The sequence below is a fragment of the Mammaliicoccus sp. A-M4 genome, from assembly GCF_022386955.1.
Lineage (GTDB): Bacteria > Bacillota > Bacilli > Staphylococcales > Staphylococcaceae > Mammaliicoccus > Mammaliicoccus lentus.
Genome location: NZ_JAJNHH010000011.1, coordinates 83,465 through 103,324 on the forward strand (window position 1 = coordinate 83,465; position 19,860 = coordinate 103,324).

Consider the following 19,860-nt stretch of genomic DNA (forward strand, 5'->3'; position numbering starts at 1 on the left):
AAGCCATTATATTTATGGTTTACCCCTTTAATTATTACTATTCATTTTTTAATGATTCTTTAAATGATTCGATGTCTTCTATGTAGTATTTTACTTCACCGCACGATAAACAAACAGCAGCTTTAGGTACAGCAATCGCTTTTTTCAAGACGTCATCAGTTTCTTCTTCTTTAACTAACCTTACATCAACTAGAGTACCTGGTACGTTAATACGAAGTTCGTCAACCATTTCTTGATTACAGCTTTTACATATCATACAAGAACATCTCCCCTTTATTTATCTAAATCTTTTTGTTTATTTTACTCCTATATGCTCTTTGATGCAAAACTGAAGCATATTACTTTTAGCGAATATTATAATTTATTATAACTCAATATTTCTAGATTTTATATAAGTTAAAAATTCTATGTAAATTTTATAAAATAATACTAGCATATCCAGATTGTTTATGGCATAATAAAAATATCACCGGTGATATTAATTATAAAGGAGGTTGTGTATGAAGATATTTCTTCTCTTCATAAGTTTTACAACTACTTTCTTAATTTGTATAACATTAAATTCATCCAATATAACCTATGCAGAAACAAGTGAAACACCCATTGTTTTTCAATTTCTCACTTCCACTAATCAACCCATTCCTAATGAAACATTTCAACTTCAATTAGATAATGAAACGAAGTCTTTAACAACTAAATCTGATGGACTCGCTATTATACAAATCCCAAATGCATCTTTAAAGAAAAGCTACGTACTTACTACTTCTAATCAACAAACATTTACGGTTGAACCTAATAAACTCTATAGATTAACATCATCTCATAATACTATTTCTACTCCTTCTAATATAAATAGCCAAAACATTAGCATTAATGTTATATCAAATACTTACCAACAATTAAATAATATAGAAGTTAAATTGATAAGTAACAATCAAGAATTTACAGGTAAAACTAATCAAAATGGTCAAGTAGTAATTGAAATACCTGCAAACATCCCAAGAGACACTCTATTTAATGTACAAATTCAAGGTGTAGACACTAAGTCCACAATCAAAATTGGTGAAGATAAATATTACACATACAGTAGTAATAACAAGCAAGCTTCACTCCATATTACAAATAATACTAGCCCTCAAGCCATAGTTACTAATAACAATCCAAATGATACTAATCATTTCCCTAACCAAACTGATTCATTAAACAATTCGCAATCAAACACTCAGAACACAAATCATAATTATCAAATTTCTATAGTTAAAGACAATTTAACTTCAAATAATTCTAAAACCACTGAGACAGAACAAAAAGATACAAATAAAAAAGCCTTGTCCGAAAAGAAAACACTTCCTGATACAGGACAAAACAATCATATAATTAAATATATTTTTAGCACACTTTTTATAGCTATAGCTACTACTATATTCTTTATATTAAAGCGTAAAAGAACTCAAAAACAAAATTAGATCATATTAAAATTACACCCCCTCCTAAATATTCAATTATAATTTTAAATCACTTTATTCATATACCTTTACCCCTATTATTTTTAAAAGTGTAATTTTAATTAATATTCTTTAACACATTAAAATAAAATTTGGTAGTTAAATAAAAAAGAGCAATCACTTATACTAAGTGATTGCTCTCCTCATTTTTAATTATTAGATTCAATTTCTGAAACTATCTCTTTAGTTTTTTGTTCTAGATCTTCAAAATCCTTTTTAAATACAAATGCTAAGACAGCTACACCTGCACCAACAGCTACTGTTGTAATTGCAATTAAGATGAAAAAGAATTTGAAAATTCCTTTAATACAGTTCATTGAAGTCACCTCTATCATCATTTTCTACCATTTACATCATAACATAATAAGCATTATACATAAAAGATATACTCTCATCATACATCTAATTCATAGAATACGATTTAATTCTTGTATAAAATGTAACATTTATTGTATCGATTTTCATTTGATTTTTATTTTTAAATATTTCTTCTAATATACCATTGAAATAACTTCTGATTATTGGTAATATTCAGATTATTATATAATTTGGAAGGTGTTCATTATGGGTAATTTAAAGAAATTTAGTCAGTTTATTAATAAAACTTTTGTCTTTTGGATGTTAATAGCTGCTATTTTAGGTTTTAGTTTTCCAGGTACCATCGCTCAAATAGCACCTTATATCCCTTATTTATTGGGTATAGTGATGTTTGGCATGGGTATGACCATTTCAACGAATGATTTTAAAGAAGTATTTAAATCACCTAAGAGTGTAATTATCGGCGTTATATTACAGTATACTGTAATGCCTGTCACTGCTTATTTAATTGCTAAAGGTTTAAATCTTAGTCCAGATATAGCTTTAGGTGTGATATTAGTAGGTTGTTGTCCTGGTGGCACAGCATCTAATGTAATTAGTTATTTAGCTAAAGCAAATACCGCTTTATCAGTTTCAATTACTACATTATCAACATTACTTGCACCAATTGTAACACCTTCTCTCATTTTCTTATTTGCTAGAGAATGGTTGCAAGTATCATTTATGGAAATGTTCATTTCAGTAGTTCAAGTAGTGTTAATCCCTATTATTTTAGGTGTAATTGTACAGAAATTCTTTAGACCAGTAGCAGAAAAATCTGTCGATATTTTACCTATTATTTCAGTTATTGCAATTTCATTGATCTTATCAAGTGTGGTTGCAGGTAATAAGACACAAATTATCGCAACTGGTTTATTATTGTTTGGTGTCGTTTTATTACATAATGTTTGTGGCCTCACTATTGGCTATCTTTTAGCCAAAGCATTAGGTTTAGGACGACCTGATAAACGAGCAATTTCTATTGAAGTTGGTATGCAAAATTCTGGCTTAGCTGTTTCATTAGCTACAGCTCACTTTAATCCACTATCAGCAGTACCAGGCGCAATATTTAGTTTCATACACTTATTAACAGGTCCTAGTATTGCAATATTTTGGTCAAACCAAACAAAGCGTGATCAAAAACGGGTTGAATCTGCACCTGTTACAGATAACTTGTAATAATTTAATATTATTAACTCAAAAACACACATTCGTTTTATTAGTTAAACGAATGTGTGTTTTTCTGATAATAGATATTTTCAATTTTTCTTTTTATGTTTAAAATACTTATCTTGTTGTATTTAAGTTAAATTAAATTGTTAACCTCTGTACCATTCTTTCCATTTCTTTTTTGTATAGATATATATTTGATTCCACATCATACATACCTCCTAAATAACTTAATGATATGTGATAAATTAAATATAACATGGTAAAAAATTACATAGGTTAAGACATTATTACAATCTCTTTAATTAATTATGACCAATATTAAGGTTTATAGCTTATTTGCGTGACAAATGAAATATTTTCTAGCAAAATGAATAAGAATAGGAGTGATGATTTTGCAACAAGTAAGTATGCAAACATTTGAATTTAGAGGAAACCACTACGATTATGGAGTTGCGCAAGCCAAGTGGTTACAATCTACTAAAATGCTCGAAAACAGAGAAAAAGAATGGCGAGTTAGAAGGCCTAGATTTGATATAAATATAAATGAAACGAAAAAAATATATCAGCAATTCGCCCCGCAAATATGGGAGGAACTGATGGGCATACAAGATACTCTAAAAATGCCTTTAGAGCAAGTCCTTCTTAATTACGGTCATTATAGAGTTTATGCTAAAGATAGTGGTTGTTCGGTATTTTTAGGTAAAAACTTTATGGTTCGAAACTATGATTACAATCCTGCTACTTATGACGGACGTTTCAGCTTATTCCAACCTACTGATGGTGGTTACGCTCAAATTGGTCCAACATCTCGAGTAACTGGGAGAATGGATGGAATGAATGAACATGGTTTATCGATGGGTTATAATTTTATGCATCGTAAAAAGCCAGGTGATGGATTTGTATGTTATATGATTGGTCGTCTTATTTTAGAATGTTGTAAAAATATTGATGAAGCTGTTTCGTTGTTGAAAGAAATACCACATAGAAGTTCATTTAGTTACATTTTGATGGATGCATCTAACAACAGCATTATTGTAGAAGCTACACCAAGATCAGTAGTAACTAAAGAGAACATTCTTTGTACGAATCATTTTGAAGTATTAACACATGAAAATAGAAATTATATAAAAGAATCAGTAGAGCGATATAATAGAATTGAAAATATAACTAACGAAAATTTACCTTTAGAAACTGCTTTTGAATACTTTAATAACCCTGATTATGAAATTTATAGCAAACTTTTTAGAAGTTGGTCAGGTACGATACACACATCTGCTTATATTCCTGAACAACTAGAAGTTAAATTTGCATTAGGTGAAAATGGTTATATACACACTTTTAAATTTAATGAATGGTTACAAGGCAAACCTTTAGAATCACTATATGTTACAGGAGAAATAGATTCAGATATAATATTTGCAAGTGAATAAATGCATCAATTAAATAACCTCTAATCCATAAATTAAATTTAACGGATTAGAGGTTATATTTTATATAGCCTATTATTTAATTTTTATATCACCGTTATCAGTATAACTTTCAATAACATTTTTACCATTACCAACCTTTTCCCCGTTAAAAGCACTGTTTTCTATTTTTGTGCTACCTGAATCAGCATGTAATTGAAGTAATGTATCTTGTGGTTTATGTTTATAATCTATAAGTATATTTCCGTCTTCAGTAGATGCTTTAATATCACATTCATTTTTCAAATCTCTTATTTTGATATTACCTATTGAAGTTATCATTTCATTATTTTTTAACACTGAGTTATCTACTGTGATATTACCTGTATCCAATTCTCCATTAAATTCATATAATTTGGAGTTTTTAATACCAATACTCCCAACATCAGCCATAGCTTTAACATGTTGAAAATCTACTTGATTAAACGTTATATTCCCTGTCCCAGTAATAATATTACTATTTTTACTCTTAACATTTTCTATATTGATATTACCTGTATTAGTAGTGATGTTAAATGCATTATAATTTTTTTCAGGAAGCGTTATCGTAAGATGATTATTAACTTTTCTAAAAGGAATAAAGTTAGCGTTAAATGTAATCTTTTTATCTTGCTCAGAAAAATGTAATAAATTGTTTTCTATATTTGCGTTAACTTTATGTTTTCCATCGTAATTAATTTCTAAATAACGCCCCTTTTTTACATCTACATCTGTATTTTGAGCATTAATTATAATTTGATTCGTTTCATTGTTTTTAAATACTTTTTTGTATGTTTCTTGTTTTTCATACTGTTTGTTTACTGAAAACCATAGAAAAGTACCAAGTAATCCAAAAACTACAAAAATACTTAAACCTACAAAAAATAGTTTTTTCATTACTCTGCACTCCTCTTAATGATTTTTATACACCATCTTAAATATTTTAATATGCCTTTGTAACTTACTTCAATAAGTTTTAATCCAGTAATTAAGAGCATCAATCCGAGTCCTAAGAATGAAATAGCAAACATAATGTTCGTTACATCTATCCAATGGAATCCATTAATAAAGATGTTCACAACACTAACAATAGGCCCTAACATCATAACTGCTCCTATTAAGACTACTATTAATAGAATAAATGTTATAAAAAGAAATGGTGTAATGATAAATAAAATGTTGAAGAAACTTAGTCCTAGAGTTGCCATAATAGCATGAAAAACATTTTTAAAATTCGGAGCCATTTCTGCATCAGTTATAGCAGTATTGGCATATACTTTTTTTGCAATTGCTTTAGGGTTGCCAAGTTCATGGATAAGTTCTTCTTCATTTTGAGCCTCAAAAAACTTAGTCTCATATTCATACATAATTTTGTCTCTTTCCGCCTTTGGTAAACGAGACAATTCATCCTCTAAATAATTGAGGAACGTGATTTTATCCATATTCTGTTTCCCCTTTATTATTATCTCAAGTTTTCAATTTAATTTTAACACTCTTCCTACAAACAACATCATATTATCATCTGAAAAATTTGATTTCAAGTTATATTAGTGTGATATACTATGCACAACAAATAAATAAGGGGGTTTTGATATGAGTAAACTTATCAAGCCAAATAAGCTTTCTAAAGGTGACACAGTAGCGATTGTTTCTTTGTCTTCTGGTTTAGCTGGAGAAGAAGATATGATGTGGAGAACTAATGTTGGTATTGAAAGATTAAAAGATGTATTCGGACTAAAAGTAAAGATAATGCCAAATGCGCTTAAAGGTTCAGACTTTACATACAACAACCCTGAAAAAAGAGCAGAAGATTTACATCAAGCACTCAGAGATCCTGAAGTTAAAGCAATTATCTGTTCTCTAGGTGGAGATGACTCTGTTCGTTTATGGCCTTATATAGATTTAGAGTTAATAAAAAATAATCCTAAAATATTTAGTGGGTATTCTGATACAACTGCGTTACATTTTATGTTTTATCAAGCTGGCGTTTCCAGTTTTTATGGTCCATTGCTACTCACTGACTTCGCTGAAAATGTTGCAATGGATGATTATACTGTTCATTCAATTAAACAAACTTGGTTCCAAAACGAGCCAGTTGGTGATGTACCTACATCATCTCAAATTAGAAAATACGGTTTAAAATGGGATGAAAGCAACAAAGATATCAATAGAGACTCTTTCGATAATAACGGGTATGAAATTTTAAATGGAAAAGGAAAAGCAACTGGACGTTTAATTGGAGGTTGTATGGAATTATTCCATTCTTTAAAAGCAACAGATGTATTTCCAAATAAAGATGCTTTTGATGATGCTATTTTGTTCATTGAGACAGCAGAAGTCCACGCTCCACCTTGGTTAATGGAAGATTACGTGCGTGCATTTGGTTCAATGGGAATTTTCGAAAGAATAAATGGCGTAATTATTGGTCGTCCTCAAGATGATGTTTATTATGAAGAATATAAAGAAGTTTGGACTAAAATGTTAAAAGAATGGAATCAAGAAGATATGCCAGTATTCTACAATGCAAGTTTTGGTCATAATGAACCGAAATGCATTATCCCATACGGGGCATTGGCTGAACTAAATGTAGATAAGGGTACTTTCTCAATTCTTGAAAATGCTGTAGAGTAATTAATCTTCAGTTATTCTGCTTTGCGATTTATTTCAGAATTGTTATAATATTTAGTATATAAAAAGGGGGATAATTAAAATGACAAAACTAGTTACATATTATGAACAATCACAACCTATTAAAGAATATTTAAACGATATGACTACCAATAAAGAAGAACTCATTGAAATTTATAAATCTTTTCAATTACCTAAAAATGATGAACGTTTAGATAAAATAAAAGATAAAAATTATAAAGTTCTCGTCATCACTGAAGATTGGTGTGGGGATGCTATGATGAATATCCCAGTACTATTGAACATTGCAGATTACACTAATATGGAAGTTAAAGTATTTCATAGAGATGAAGATACAAATTTAATTGATCAATACTTAACAAATGGTACTGCAAGATCTATACCAATTTTTGTATTTTTAAATGAAAAACATGAACAAGAACATGTATGGGGTCCTAGAGCCATTACAGTTCAAAAATTCGTTGAGGAAACAAGAAAAGACTTACCATCTAAAGAAGATTCTTCTTTCCCTGAAAAAGAAAAAGAAGTACATCATAAAATCCATGATGAATATAAAAAGAATACACAATTCTGGGATGATGTATACGAATCAATCGTAAGCATCTTAAGATAAATCGGACTGGAACAGAAATCTTATTTTTCAAAAAAGATTTCATAGTGCCGCCCGGCAAGAGTGACTAGGAGTGAAAAGCTTGATATAAGCATATTTTCATTCCAGTCAACTACTGCCAATATCACGATAGAGGCTGAGACAAATAATTGTCTCAGCCTCGTTTTATGTAAATTACCCCTATATGTATCTCTCCATCCCCATGGTTCGATATAAACAGTTTACTTTATCTACAAAATAAATAAAAATATATGTCAGTAAAGTTAACATTTGAAATTTCGCAAGTGAAAAGCGCTCGTCCGGGAATTAACGAGCGCTTTTCGGGGAAAGGTTATTAATTAAGGAAACATTTATTTTTATAAAGCCGGGAAACTTTATAAAAATAAGTTGAATCATTTTATGATCCATTTCAACGTTACAATTACAGATAACTATCTAAACACGTTCTACACAAAGTCATTCACTATCATGAAAAAACATATACGAAATATTTTTAAGGAATTGAATGTATTGTGGTTCGTGTTGTGTTATCTATGACTAAAGTATATCAAGTCTTTTTCTAAATTTGTTGAATCATTCTTAACTCTAAATTTTTGTTTCTTAAGTGTTCTAAAAGTTTAGTGCTTTAACAGTTAGGAATGCCTAACTGTTAAAGTAACTGATAAATCAGGCTTGAATAATTCTTATTAAAATACTAAGTTTATACAATTTTAGTCTTTTTTATACGAATAAACTTATAAATAGTATAAATATAATACCAGATACAGAAATGACGGTTTCTAATAATGTCCATGTTAAAAATGTCTCTTTCATTGTTAATCCGAAATATTCTTTAAACATCCAAAATCCTGCGTCATTCACGTGTGAAGCAATAACACTACCTGCACCAGTTGCTAATACGACTAGAGCAAGATTCGCATCAGAAGCTTCTAATAACGGCGCTACGATACCTACTGTAGAAATTGCTGCGACTGTAGCTGATCCTAAAGCGATTCTAAGAACAGAAGCTACTATCCATGCAAGTAAAATTGGACTCATTGCTGTGCCAGTAAATAATTCTTCAACAGTTTTTCCGACGCCACCATCAATCAATACTTGTTTAAAAGCACCGCCACCACCAATAATTAATAACATCATTCCAATTGGATATATAGCGTTTGTTAATGTATCCATAACTTCTGTAATTTTTTTACCTCTTTTTAGTCCCATAGTGAATATAGCAAACAATACTGAGATCAGCATAGCTGTTGCCGCTTCACCTATAAAACTGATAAACCCTAGTACACCTTGAGGATTCTCAGGTGAACCAGTAAGTAAATCAACAATTGTTGAAATTAACATAATAAATACTGGTAATAGTGCTGTTAAAGCTGAAATACCAAATCCTGGCGTTTCTTCAATTTTAAATGTTTTTTGCTTACCTAGTGAATTTAAATCACCAGACTTAGTGAATCCTTCTGGAACTACTTTTTTGGCAAACATCGTAAATAATGGTCCAGCAATAATTGTAACTGGAATCGCAACAATTAATCCAAATACAAGCACTTCACCTATTTCTGCACCAAATTCTTTTGCAATCATGACTGGTCCTGGATGAGGAGGTAAAAAGCCATGTGTAACAGATAATGCTGCTGTCATTGGTATACCTAAATAAAGTGTTGAAACTTTAGATTCTTTTGCAATCGTAAATACAATTGGGATTAATAATACGAGCCCTACTTCAAAGAATAAAGCGATACCGATTATAAATGATGCTACCACTACTGCCCATTGGATGCGCTTTTGACCAAATTTATCAATTAGCGTATGTGCAATTCTCGTTGCACCGCCTCCATCAGCTAATAACTTACCAAGCATTGCACCTAATCCGAATATCAATGCGATGTGGCCTAGTGTAGACCCCATACCAGATTCGACCGTTGAAATGATTTTATTTAATGGCATGCCAAGCATTACACCTGTAATCATTGCTGTAATTATTAATGAAACGAATGTGTTAAGCTTTAACCACATAATTAATGCTAATAGTAAACCAACTGCTACAATAACGACTAGTAGTGGTGTAATTTCTGAAATCATATTAATCTCTCCTTATGAATGCATTTCTTGGAATTCTGCTATTGAGTTATATTCTTCTGTTAACTTACGACTTAAATTAATGAAAATTGGTATTAAAGATTGATAAATATCAACATTTTCTTCTATTGGCTGGTGTTGGTATGTTTTGCCTACCATATTATTCAACACTTCAAAATCATCTATTTCACCTAATGCTTTTAACCCTAAAACACATGCCCCTAGACAAGAACTTTCATAACTTTCAGGAACTTCAACAGATGTATCAAAAATATCTGCCATCATTTGACGCCAAACTTCACTTTTTGCAAATCCACCTGTTGCTTTAATTTGATTAGGGGATTTATCCATTACTTCAATTAACGCTAAATAAACTGTGTATAAATTAAGTAATACACCTTCTAAAGCTGCTCTGATCATATGCTCTTTCTTGTGCGTTAAAGTCAAACCAAAGTAACTTCCTCTTGCGTTAGCATTCCATAATGGTGCACGTTCACCTGCAAGATAAGGATGGAATATTAAACCGTTCGCCCCTGGTTGAACTCTGCTAGCTATTTTAGTTAATACATCGTAAGAGTCCACACCTAAGCGTTTAGCTGTTTCTACTTCACTTGCTAATAACTCGTCTCTTAGCCATTTGAGTACTACACCACCATTATTAACTGGACCACCAATACAATAATGATCTTCTGTTAAGACATAACAAAAGATTCTACCTTTTTCGTCAGTTTTTGGTTCATCAATTATCGTTCTAATTGCCCCACTTGTACCGATAGTTACTGCTACTTCTCCTTTTCTAAAACTGTTTACACCTAGATTAGATAGAACGCCATCAGAAGCGCCTACAACCACAGGAATATCTACATTAATCCCCATTAAATCAGCATATTTTTTAGACATATTTTTCAGAATATGTGTTGTTGAAACGAGTTCAGGTAATTGAGAAGTTTCTATTTCTAATAAATCTAATACTTCTTTATCCCAATCTAATGATTTTAAGTTCATCATACCTGTAGCGGAACCTATAGAATGATCCATTGTGTATTGACCAAATAATTGATAAATGACATAAGTTTTAATATCTATCCATTTGTTTGTATTGTTATATATTTCAGGTTTTTCATGTTTTAACCAAAATATTTTAGATAACGGTGACATCGGGTGTATTGGTGTACCCGTTCTTTTATAAATTTCTAAACCGTTATGTTCTTTATTGATTTTTTCTGCATAATCACTCGCTCTATTGTCAGCCCATGTTATACATTCTGTTAATGGTTGATTATTTTTATCCATCGCAATTAAGCTATGCATCGCACTACTAAAGCTAATTAATTTAATATCTTCAGGTTTTGCGTCTATTTCTCTTATAACTTTTTTGACTGTGAAAAGCACTGCATCAAATATTTCTTCAGGGCTTTCTTCAGCTACTCCTATTTCATCTGTTGTCATAGGATATTCAATGCTATGTTTTTTCAAAAACTTCCCTTCGTTATTATAAATAACAGCTTTTGTACTTGTTGTTCCTATATCTACACCTATCATGTATTTCATTGTATAACCCTACTTTCTATCTATATTGGTTTGTGAATTCCATAAAACTTCGATTTGTTCATCTACGTCGTCAAAGTTTAAATGAAATGCTTCTTTCATTTTATTTCGATCTTTGTTTTCTATTGCTTCAATATATACTTTATGATTATGAATAACTCTTTTAAAATCTTCAGGTTCATTTTCCATACGCTGTCTCATTGATACTAAAATTAAACATTCCATAACTGGTGTTAAATTACGCCATATCATTTCAATATATTGATGATTAATTGCAGTAATCATAGATTCATGAAACAGTAGATCTAACCTTGTAAACTCATCAGCATCTTCAAATTCCACAGCAACAGTCATCATTTTTAGAATTTTATTTAATTCTTTAATAACGACTGAATTATCGTCTAACTGTAGTCTTTCAAAAACAAATGACTCTAACATGAGCCTGATGTCGTATATTTCTTTCTGATTAACATTTGATAATCCCGTTACAATTGCGCCCATTCTTTCAAGCGATATTAAACCATCTTGTTGCAAAAGTTTAAGCGCGTCTCTTACAGGTGAACGACTGACCTCAAATTGTTGAGCTATTTTATTCTCACTTAACTTATCGCCTTGATTAATGGCTTTACTAATAATACCCAATCGAAGTTCACTAGCTACTTGTTCACCAGTAGAACGATATTTTAACCATTCGCTCGGATAATGATAATGATGTTTCATCTATCTTTCCTCACCTTCCGTATACTTGTATACAAGTTATACAAATAATTGTAACCGTTTACTATGGTTTTGTAAACGGTTACTTGAAAATTTATATTATTTTATTATTCGTGACATCTATTTAAGTATCTTTAAGATAATATCTTTCTTATTCTTCTATGTACAGCCTGTTTAATACTATTTCACCTAATGCCTTGCTTGCAGTCAACATTGCATCTTCATTAACCACGAATTTAGGACTATGATTAAAGAAAGCTTCTTCTACATCATAAGGTTTACATCCTACAAAAAAGAAAGTTCCTGGTATTTTTTCTAAGTAACTAGCAAAATCTTCAGAGCTTGTTAGTTGTTCATGTTCTTTCAATAATTTAAAATATTCACCTTGACTAGTAGCTAAAATATCAACTAAATAATCTGTCTGTTTATAATGATTGATTAAAGGTATGCAGTCTAAGTCATATTGGAATTGACATTCAACATTAAAAGTTTCTTCAAGACCTTCTATCAATTGCAAGATTTCATCATGAATTTGATGACCAATACGATTTTCCATATATCTAACATCACCCGCAAGTTCAACATTCTCTTGAATTACATTAAGTGATCCCGTGCCGTTAAATGAACTTATCGTGACTACACCCATATCAAATGGATTTAATCTACGCGATATTACTGTTTGTATATTCGTCACAAACGTACTAGCTGCCATTATGGCATCATTTGCTAAATGTGGACTGGAACCATGTCCTCCTTTACCTTTAACCTTCAAATGAAATAGAGATCTACCGCCCATTGTAGGACCTTTTCTATATGAAATAACTTCAGGCGTAAAGTCTGGAAATAGATGAATACCATAGATTTCATCTACGGTATCTAATAGACCTGATTCCAACATATCTATTGCACCACCTGGAGCTAACTCCTCAGCGTGTTGATGAATAATAACAACCTTTCCAGGTAAACTATCCTTTAATTCTATTAAAGATTCTGCTAATACCATTAAATAAGCTGTATGAGCATCATGCCCACAAGCATGCATCCATCCTTTATGTTTAGATGAAAATGCCAAACCTGTTTCTTCATAAATGTTTAAAGCATCAAAATCTGCTCTTAAAGCAATTGTTCTACCAGGTTTCCCGCCATTTATTTCTACAATCAAACCATAGTTTCCGCCAATACGATTATGTATTTTAACTTCCTTATCTTTATAAGACGTTTCTATATATTGAGCTGTTTTTTCTTCGAAAAACGAAGGTTCAGGATATTGATGTAAATAGCGATAGTGCTTAATCATGTCGTGTTCTTTTTGTTCTAGTTTTTTAAATAATAGACTTCTTAACATTAAACCACCTCATTTTCCTTCTAGTTAACTGCCGCCAATATAATGAAAAAGCCTGAGACAATTTATTTATGTCCCAGACTCCGGCTAATTTATCCCGACTTTTTACTTTTTGTCTTGATTTTGTTTTGCTTTATCCGGATGTTCATCAACTTTATCTTCTTTTTCAAATTTCGCAATTAGCGCTGTTAAAAAGAAACCTAAACCGGCACCAATCATTAACGAACTTGGTGTACCATTAAAGAAAAAGCTCGCAACGATACATATAATACCTATAATAATATAGTGTTTAATAAATTTTTTACCCAAGAATATCCCTCATTCATTTATCTAATAAATTAAATTTAACACACAAATGAAGGATAAACCATTATATATTCTTATTTATAATGACGAAATGGTTAATAACTGTAAATACTAGAATACAAACAACCGTTATCCCAATTTGGTAACCTTCCATACCTAAGTAACCACTATTTAAAATATCTGGAAGAAAGTCTAGTGGATTATATTTCATCACTTTAACTATTTTTTCTCCTATTTGAGGAACGATTGAAAGTATATTGAATATAGTTGGTAAGAGTATAATACATACGATAGCTGTAGTATAAACAATCACGGCTTTTCCAGTTAATAAATTAATAATATTCAATAAAGTTACATAGAATAAAATGATAATGAGTAGTTCACCAAACATTTTAAAGAAATCTGTAAACTCTAAATCACCTGTTGTCATCATAAATGTAGATAGCAACGTAACTACAGTGCCTAATATAGTAAACAAAATAATGATTCCTATTACTGAAATTAATTTACCATATAAGTACATCGTTCTGTTTTTCTTAGAATTTAAAAATAACTGAATTGTTCCATATGACATGTCTCTAACAATTGTTCTTAATGTAAACATTAATAATACTAATCCACCAAAAGCAAAGAAACCAGTTAATACATCAGGAGAAGTAAATACATTATCCATATTTAAAGAAATAATGATAACAGCAATGCTAGGAATAATTGCTAGAAATAAGCCGAATAAGCCTAATGGACTTTTAAATATTCTCGTTATATCATATTTAACGTGTTGTAAGATGTTCATTATGCTTCAACTCCTTTATTAATATTAAAGTACTGATCTCTTAATGTAGTTTTATTATTTTCGATAAATTTAGGGTAAATATCTTTTTCGCTGAGTAATCTGAGTACATTTTGATAATCTTGTAATGCTTCAATCGCAATTAACCCTTCGTGTTTATTGCTAGATATCACTTTGAAATTCATCGTTAAAACATCAAGCGCTTCGTTGTATTGATTACTTTCAATTAAGAATTTCGTGATTCTCGTTGATTCATCTTTCATATTGTAATCCTCAACAATACGACCATTTTTCATAAATACAGTTCTATCACATATGAGTTCAATGTCTTCTAATTTATGACTAGAAATAAGAACTTTAATATTCAATTCTTTACTTACACGTTCAATTGTTTTTAACACATCAATTGAACCATCTGGATCCATACCATTTGTCGGTTCATCTAAAATTAAATAGTGTGGTTTATTCATTAAAGCTACCGCTATTGATAATTTTTGCTTCATACCCATTGAATATTTTTGAACCTTTTTGTTTATATAAGGTTTGATTCCAAATGACTCTATCAATTGATTAACATATGCATCATCAACATCTTTACCTAAAACTTCTCTAAAAAAGTTCAAATTATAATAACCTGTTTTATTCAAGTACAGTTTAGGATTTTCAATTAAATAACCTACTCGTACATTACTTTCTTGTTCAAATTTCCCACTATATTTAACGATGTTTTCATTCATGATTTTCATCAATGTAGTCTTACCTACACCGTTTTTACCAATTAAACCTACAATCTGACTATCTCCAAATTCAAAGTCTATGTCGTTTAAGACTTGCTGATCGCCGTAATATTTATTTATGTTTGTTAATTTCAAAATGTGTCACCTCTTCTATATTGTTATCTCACCTTTTCTTGCTTTAGAAAATGCTATTACGTAAGTAATGATAAATAATATGATTGATATAGAAACCAAAATTTCATCTCCATAATTTGTAAAAACATTTGTTTGAATAGATAATTTATTCAATAGTTTATCTGTGTACGGTACTATACTTGGTAATATAAAACCAATCAAAATAATCCATATTACTAATGGTATTTTTAAAAACCTTTTAAAATCACAAAGCGGTAATATTAAACTGATTGTAAATAAATTCGCCGCAACATTCGTTAGTATCCCTGACATATTTATAACAACATCCATATCACTTGCCGCATACATTAATGCCACTAAATTATATAAACCAATCGTAACCGAGTTGATCAGGATTAAAATAATAGCAGTTAAATAGTGCATATTAACCGTCGTTATTTGTGTTATAGGATAACTTAAAAAGTTCATTTCTGATTTATTCTTGTTAATTCTTAAATATATATAATAAGGAAACGCCAAAGTGACAACATGTAAAAGAAACATGAGCATCCCTAATAGAAATATTTTGATGTAATTATTAAATGGTAAAATCATTATAACTGGTAATGCAAGAATCATTACCAATATATAAATTAAGTAAGGTTTTAATAATATTAAATTACGGTATAATATCGGCTTCATTTTACACCTCCGTAAATGGTAATTTTATCTTTCTTAGCATTATGAATAGCTCTACTAAATTGAATTATCCATATAATAATGGCAACTATTAACAACATTGAAGGTGTATAGTATAAAAATATTTTCCAACCTAGTATTTCTGAAAATGCATATGAACGATTTGAATATGTTCCGAAATACAACATTGCAAATATAGCGTACATAGCTCCCAATATCCAAGCTCCTAGTTGATTAATATTAACATGTGCATACGTTGGATAAACTATACTTAATGTTAATAAATTTGTTGCTACAATAAATATAGCTGCTTGAAGAAATATCGTGTCATTCTTATATAAAGCTATTATGATAATCAATACAAAAGAAATAATTGTCAGTAATAAGTTATATAAGTAATGTGCTTTTACGATATCTATTTTAGAAATAGGCAAACTATTATAAAAAATTTGGCTACTTTGCTTATTCAATAATATGGCATTATTAATACAATGAATTGAAACTGTAGCAATAAAATATATCGGAACAAAATTTATTATTTCAATGTTTTCAAATCCAAATGTGAATTGAGCAAAGAAAGTTAAAACAAAACAGATAAAATATGCTAACAAGTAACCTCTTTCATACATAAAGTTTCGGTAAAAAATTGCTTTCATTTAAACCACAACCTTATTTTTTTGGTCTTTTTCAATTCTTACCATCACTTCTTCTATTGTTGGTGTTTCAATCACTACCTCTTTTCCAAATAACTCAAGAAATACATGACTATTTTCTGTCATTCCTGAAAATCCAGTTTTTGTTTCTTTAATATTAATCAATAGTGATTTTAATTCATCATCCAGCATATTTGGGTCGCCTTTAACAATTTTATATTTCTCGGTTAAGTCATTCACACTTTCATTTAATAAAATTGATCCGTCTTTTAAATAAACAATATAATCAGCAATTTTTTCTAAATCTGAAATAATATGTGTAGAGAAAAATACTGTTTTTTCTTCATCAATTAATTCTTTTTGCAATATTTCAAGAACTTCATTTCTAACTACTGGATCTAAACCTGCAGTTGGCTCATCTAATATATATAGTTCAGCGTGATGACTCAAAGCGATTGCTAAAGATAATTTCATTTTCATACCTGTTGAGAAATGTTTTACTTTTTGTTTGTAAGTTAAACCAAATTGTTCAACATATTTCGAGAAAATATCATGATCCCAATTTTTATAATATTTACTTACTACTGATTCAATTGTTTTGATATTCCATTTTTCGTACATATATAATTCTGAATAAACAAAGCCAATTTTATTTTTAATTTCTACAGGATGCTCTCTCAAATATTCTCCTAATATTTTCAGATCTCCACTTTGTTCTTTTAAAAGACCCATTAAAATTCTTATAATCGTCGTTTTACCTGAACCGTTAGCGCCAATAAAACCTGTTACATAACCTTTTTTTACATCAAACTGTATATCGTTAAGGCTAAAATTTTTAAGATGATAGTTTAGATTATTTACTTCAATAGCTTTTGTCATATTACTCACCTTCCTCATAAATTAACGATATAATTTCATTTATTTCTTTCAGATCCATCCCTATTAATTTCGCTTGTTTTGTTAGTTCTTTAGCCAAGTCTTCAATCACAATAAATTGTTTTTCTTTCATTATCGAGGCATCTTGTTCTTTTACAAATGTGCCTTTACCTCGAATTGAAGTTACAAACTGTTCTTGTTCTAAATCGACGTAGGCGCGCTTAGTTGTAATTAAACTAACTCCTAAATCACTTGCTAGCTCTCGCATTGAAGGTAATGGTGTACCAGGTTCAACTTTACCTTGTAAAATATTCGCCTTTATTTGTTCTTTTATTTGTTCATAAATAGGTTGATTACTATTATTCTGCAGAAGTATCTTCATGTCCTACCTCCTCCAACTAACTGTGTATAAACAGTATATACACTATACATTGTTTAGTCAAATATTTTTCTATAATTTACATCAATTTCTTGTAATAACGATATTTACAAACAACAAAAAAATAGAGTGTGTATATCAATTGATATACACACTCTATATACACTTATATTATTTCAATTCATGAATCGCTTTAGCTATTGATTCAAATACATATTCAATGTCATTCTTTTCAATACAGCTAAATGCTACACGTACATCTGTTTTATTCAATGCAATAACACCGATGCTATAATTTTTAATTAAATGCAATCTTAGTTTTTCAGCTTCTACATCTGCTAATTTGATTGCCATAAAGTAACCAGAATTAAATGCATAAGGCGTCCATAAATCTTTATATTCTTCACGATATGCTACATCTTTCGTTACTTCATATCTTTCTTTTAAAATATTGATATTGTGATCAACTTGTTCTTGGAATGAAGGGTCTTCCATAGCATGTACAATTGCTGTTTGACTCGGCAATGCACAGCTTGATAAATTACTTCTAATTAAACCTTTTAATTTAGAAACTAATACTTCTTTTACAGTTTCATTTTGGGAACCAAAAGTTAAGAATCCAACACGGAAACCCCATGAGAAGTATTCTTTCGTTGCACCATCAATTTTAACAGGCATAATATTGTCATGGTTTAATTGAGATAATGCAGTGAATACTGACTGTTTATAAATATCATCAAAGAACAGTCCATAATAAGCATCATCAACTAAAGCAATTACTTGTGTTCCTTTGTCAGCTAATTGGTTAATTGCTGAAACCATTTCTTCCACTTCATTTACTGTTGGCGTGTAGCCAGTCGGGTTATTAGGGAAGTTTAAGACTAATACAACTTTATCTTTATTGTAATTTTCTAAAGCGCGTTTAAAATATTCTAAAGTATAACTACCATCTTCTTCAAAAGATTGATAAGTTTCAATTTGAGCATTATGTCTTACGCCAAATGTTAATTTATAGTTACCCCAATTATGTTCAGGTAATAAAATAGTGTCATCATGATTAACAAATAAATCACCAGCAAGTGATAAACCGTGAGTTAACGCGTTTGTTACAACAGGTTTTGAAATAGCATTTTCACTTAAATCTGGATTATCTTTTAAAATTTTATTTTTCCATAATTCTCTAAGTTTTTCATAACCTTGAGGTGGAGCATATGGGAATATATCGCTAGGTTCTCTATCGCTAAATTGACTATATAATGCATCTGTATACATAATACCTTCGTCAGTAGTAGCCATGCCAATTGTTGCATTGTATTTAGTACCTTTAGCATCGGCAGATTGAGATAATATACCTTTAGGGAAGTACATTGATTTACCTAAATCAGAAAGCATATCCAATACGATTGGAGATTCATTTTTTAATTGTTCATTCAATTCTAAAGCTAGTGGGTTCATAGAAAGTCATCCTCTTTCGTTAATATGATACCTCTATAGTAGACGAGATTTATTAAAATGAAAAGGATGTATATGCAATTTAATGATTTTATTTTTGTTTAAATTATACTTTTGATAAGAAAATAAAAATTGTTATAATATAATCATTAAGAAAAGGAGTTTATAAAATGTCTACCATTACTAAAGTACTCGCTGGATTAGCTGTAGTCGCATTTATAATAGGCGTTGTTATGGAAATTAGCGGGGATTCAGGTATTAAATTTACCATTGCATCTATATTATTTCTAATTGCTGCATTTATTAATCGAAATAGCGATCGTAACAAACAGAGTCATAAAAAATAATTATGAAATAAAAGTACAAAACAGCACTTCGTTAAGGTTAGGAAACGAAGCGCTGTTTTTTTGTGAAGAATATTATGGTGGATGG

Annotated in this window: 22 protein-coding genes; 6 read left to right on the top strand and 16 right to left on the bottom strand. The window is 30.0% G+C overall.

What is annotated here, in order from left to right; genetic code table 11:
* Positions 1-37: 37 nt before the first annotated feature.
* Entirely contained in the window at positions 38-256 is a 219-nt protein-coding gene (locus LQ682_RS10365) for a hypothetical protein (protein WP_016999095.1), read from the bottom strand.
* 244 nt (positions 257-500) lie between these two features.
* On the opposite strand from LQ682_RS10365, the gene LQ682_RS10370 reads away from it, so the two are divergent.
* Positions 501-1,466, top strand: coding sequence for an LPXTG cell wall anchor domain-containing protein (locus tag LQ682_RS10370; protein ID WP_103269066.1), 966 nt, complete (start codon positions 501-503; stop codon positions 1,464-1,466).
* Positions 1,467-1,654: 188 nt separating this feature from the next.
* Here LQ682_RS10370 and LQ682_RS10375 read toward each other — a convergent pair whose 3' ends face one another.
* Positions 1,655-1,822, bottom strand: coding sequence for a hypothetical protein (locus LQ682_RS10375; RefSeq protein ID WP_016999097.1), 168 nt, complete (start codon positions 1,820-1,822; stop codon positions 1,655-1,657).
* A gap of 247 nt (positions 1,823-2,069) precedes the next feature.
* Between LQ682_RS10375 and LQ682_RS10380 the strand changes: the two genes are divergently transcribed.
* Both LQ682_RS10380 and LQ682_RS10385 read left to right on the top strand, forming a co-directional pair.
* Entirely contained in the window at positions 2,070-3,041 is a 972-nt protein-coding gene (locus LQ682_RS10380) for a bile acid:sodium symporter family protein (RefSeq protein WP_239724221.1), read from the top strand.
* A 386-nt stretch (positions 3,042-3,427) separates the two neighbouring features.
* The gene (locus LQ682_RS10385; protein WP_103269064.1) at positions 3,428-4,465 is read left to right on the top strand and encodes a C45 family autoproteolytic acyltransferase/hydrolase; all 1,038 of its coding nucleotides are present in this window, start codon (positions 3,428-3,430) and stop codon (positions 4,463-4,465) included.
* A 72-nt stretch (positions 4,466-4,537) separates the two neighbouring features.
* Here the strand turns inward: LQ682_RS10385 and LQ682_RS10390 are convergent, their stop codons facing one another.
* Complete coding sequence (locus tag LQ682_RS10390; RefSeq protein WP_239724222.1) at positions 4,538-5,377, bottom strand: DUF4097 family beta strand repeat-containing protein; 840 nt, start codon at positions 5,375-5,377, stop codon at positions 4,538-4,540.
* Complete coding sequence (locus LQ682_RS10395; protein WP_103269062.1) at positions 5,377-5,922, bottom strand: HAAS signaling domain-containing protein; 546 nt, start codon at positions 5,920-5,922, stop codon at positions 5,377-5,379. Before LQ682_RS10395 ends, LQ682_RS10390 begins: the two co-directional genes overlap by 1 nt.
* Positions 5,923-6,073: 151 nt before the next feature.
* Here LQ682_RS10395 and LQ682_RS10400 point away from each other — a divergent pair, with 151 nt between their 5' ends.
* Together LQ682_RS10400 and LQ682_RS10405 are read left to right on the top strand one after the other, a co-directional pair.
* Positions 6,074-7,111, top strand: a complete 1,038-nt coding sequence (locus tag LQ682_RS10400) for a S66 family peptidase (RefSeq protein ID WP_239724223.1) — start codon at positions 6,074-6,076, stop codon at positions 7,109-7,111.
* A 79-nt stretch (positions 7,112-7,190) separates the two neighbouring features.
* Entirely contained in the window at positions 7,191-7,742 is a 552-nt protein-coding gene (locus tag LQ682_RS10405) for a thioredoxin family protein (RefSeq protein WP_016999103.1), read from the top strand.
* 717 nt (positions 7,743-8,459) lie between these two features.
* Here the strand turns inward: LQ682_RS10405 and LQ682_RS10410 are convergent.
* From LQ682_RS10410 to LQ682_RS10465, 12 genes are all read right to left on the bottom strand, one after another.
* On the bottom strand, positions 8,460-9,818 hold the full coding sequence (locus LQ682_RS10410) for a gluconate:H+ symporter (protein ID WP_016999104.1): 1,359 nt from the start codon (positions 9,816-9,818) through the stop codon (positions 8,460-8,462).
* A gap of 12 nt (positions 9,819-9,830) precedes the next feature.
* On the bottom strand, positions 9,831-11,366 hold the full coding sequence (gene gntK, locus LQ682_RS10415) for a gluconokinase (RefSeq protein ID WP_218688139.1): 1,536 nt from the start codon (positions 11,364-11,366) through the stop codon (positions 9,831-9,833).
* A 9-nt stretch (positions 11,367-11,375) separates the two neighbouring features.
* Entirely contained in the window at positions 11,376-12,083 is a 708-nt protein-coding gene (locus LQ682_RS10420) for a GntR family transcriptional regulator (RefSeq protein ID WP_016999105.1), read from the bottom strand.
* A 148-nt stretch (positions 12,084-12,231) separates the two neighbouring features.
* On the bottom strand, positions 12,232-13,425 hold the full coding sequence (locus LQ682_RS10425; RefSeq protein ID WP_103269060.1) for an amidohydrolase: 1,194 nt from the start codon (positions 13,423-13,425) through the stop codon (positions 12,232-12,234).
* Between the two features lie 102 nt (positions 13,426-13,527).
* Complete coding sequence (locus LQ682_RS10430; protein WP_016999108.1) at positions 13,528-13,731, bottom strand: hypothetical protein; 204 nt, start codon at positions 13,729-13,731, stop codon at positions 13,528-13,530.
* 61 nt (positions 13,732-13,792) lie between these two features.
* On the bottom strand, positions 13,793-14,521 hold the full coding sequence (locus LQ682_RS10435) for an ABC transporter permease (protein ID WP_239724224.1): 729 nt from the start codon (positions 14,519-14,521) through the stop codon (positions 13,793-13,795).
* Positions 14,521-15,390 carry a phenol-soluble modulin export ABC transporter ATP-binding protein PmtC gene (gene pmtC / locus LQ682_RS10440; protein ID WP_103269058.1) on the bottom strand — a complete coding sequence of 290 codons (870 nt, stop codon included), beginning with the start codon at positions 15,388-15,390 and terminating at the stop codon, positions 14,521-14,523. Before pmtC ends, LQ682_RS10435 begins: the two co-directional genes overlap by 1 nt.
* A 15-nt stretch (positions 15,391-15,405) precedes the next feature.
* Positions 15,406-16,071, bottom strand: coding sequence for a phenol-soluble modulin export ABC transporter permease subunit PmtB (gene pmtB, locus LQ682_RS10445; RefSeq protein ID WP_103269057.1), 666 nt, complete (start codon positions 16,069-16,071; stop codon positions 15,406-15,408).
* Positions 16,068-16,724 (bottom strand): ABC-2 transporter permease, encoded by a 657-nt coding sequence (locus tag LQ682_RS10450; RefSeq protein ID WP_103269056.1) that lies wholly within the window; start codon positions 16,722-16,724, stop codon positions 16,068-16,070. The genes pmtB and LQ682_RS10450 overlap by 4 nt, the downstream gene beginning before the upstream one ends.
* The gene (gene pmtA, locus LQ682_RS10455) at positions 16,725-17,600 is read right to left on the bottom strand and encodes a phenol-soluble modulin export ABC transporter ATP-binding protein PmtA (RefSeq protein WP_064204930.1); all 876 of its coding nucleotides are present in this window, start codon (positions 17,598-17,600) and stop codon (positions 16,725-16,727) included.
* Between the two features lies 1 nt (position 17,601).
* Positions 17,602-17,979, bottom strand: coding sequence for a PSM export ABC transporter transcriptional regulator PmtR (gene pmtR, locus LQ682_RS10460; protein WP_016999120.1), 378 nt, complete (start codon positions 17,977-17,979; stop codon positions 17,602-17,604).
* 168 nt (positions 17,980-18,147) lie between these two features.
* Complete coding sequence (locus LQ682_RS10465; RefSeq protein WP_103269055.1) at positions 18,148-19,431, bottom strand: aminotransferase class I/II-fold pyridoxal phosphate-dependent enzyme; 1,284 nt, start codon at positions 19,429-19,431, stop codon at positions 18,148-18,150.
* A gap of 167 nt (positions 19,432-19,598) precedes the next feature.
* Here LQ682_RS10465 and LQ682_RS10470 point away from each other — a divergent pair, with 167 nt between their 5' ends.
* Positions 19,599-19,775 carry a hypothetical protein gene (locus LQ682_RS10470; protein ID WP_167543685.1) on the top strand — a complete coding sequence of 59 codons (177 nt, stop codon included), beginning with the start codon at positions 19,599-19,601 and terminating at the stop codon, positions 19,773-19,775.
* Positions 19,776-19,860: the final 85 nt, after the last annotated feature.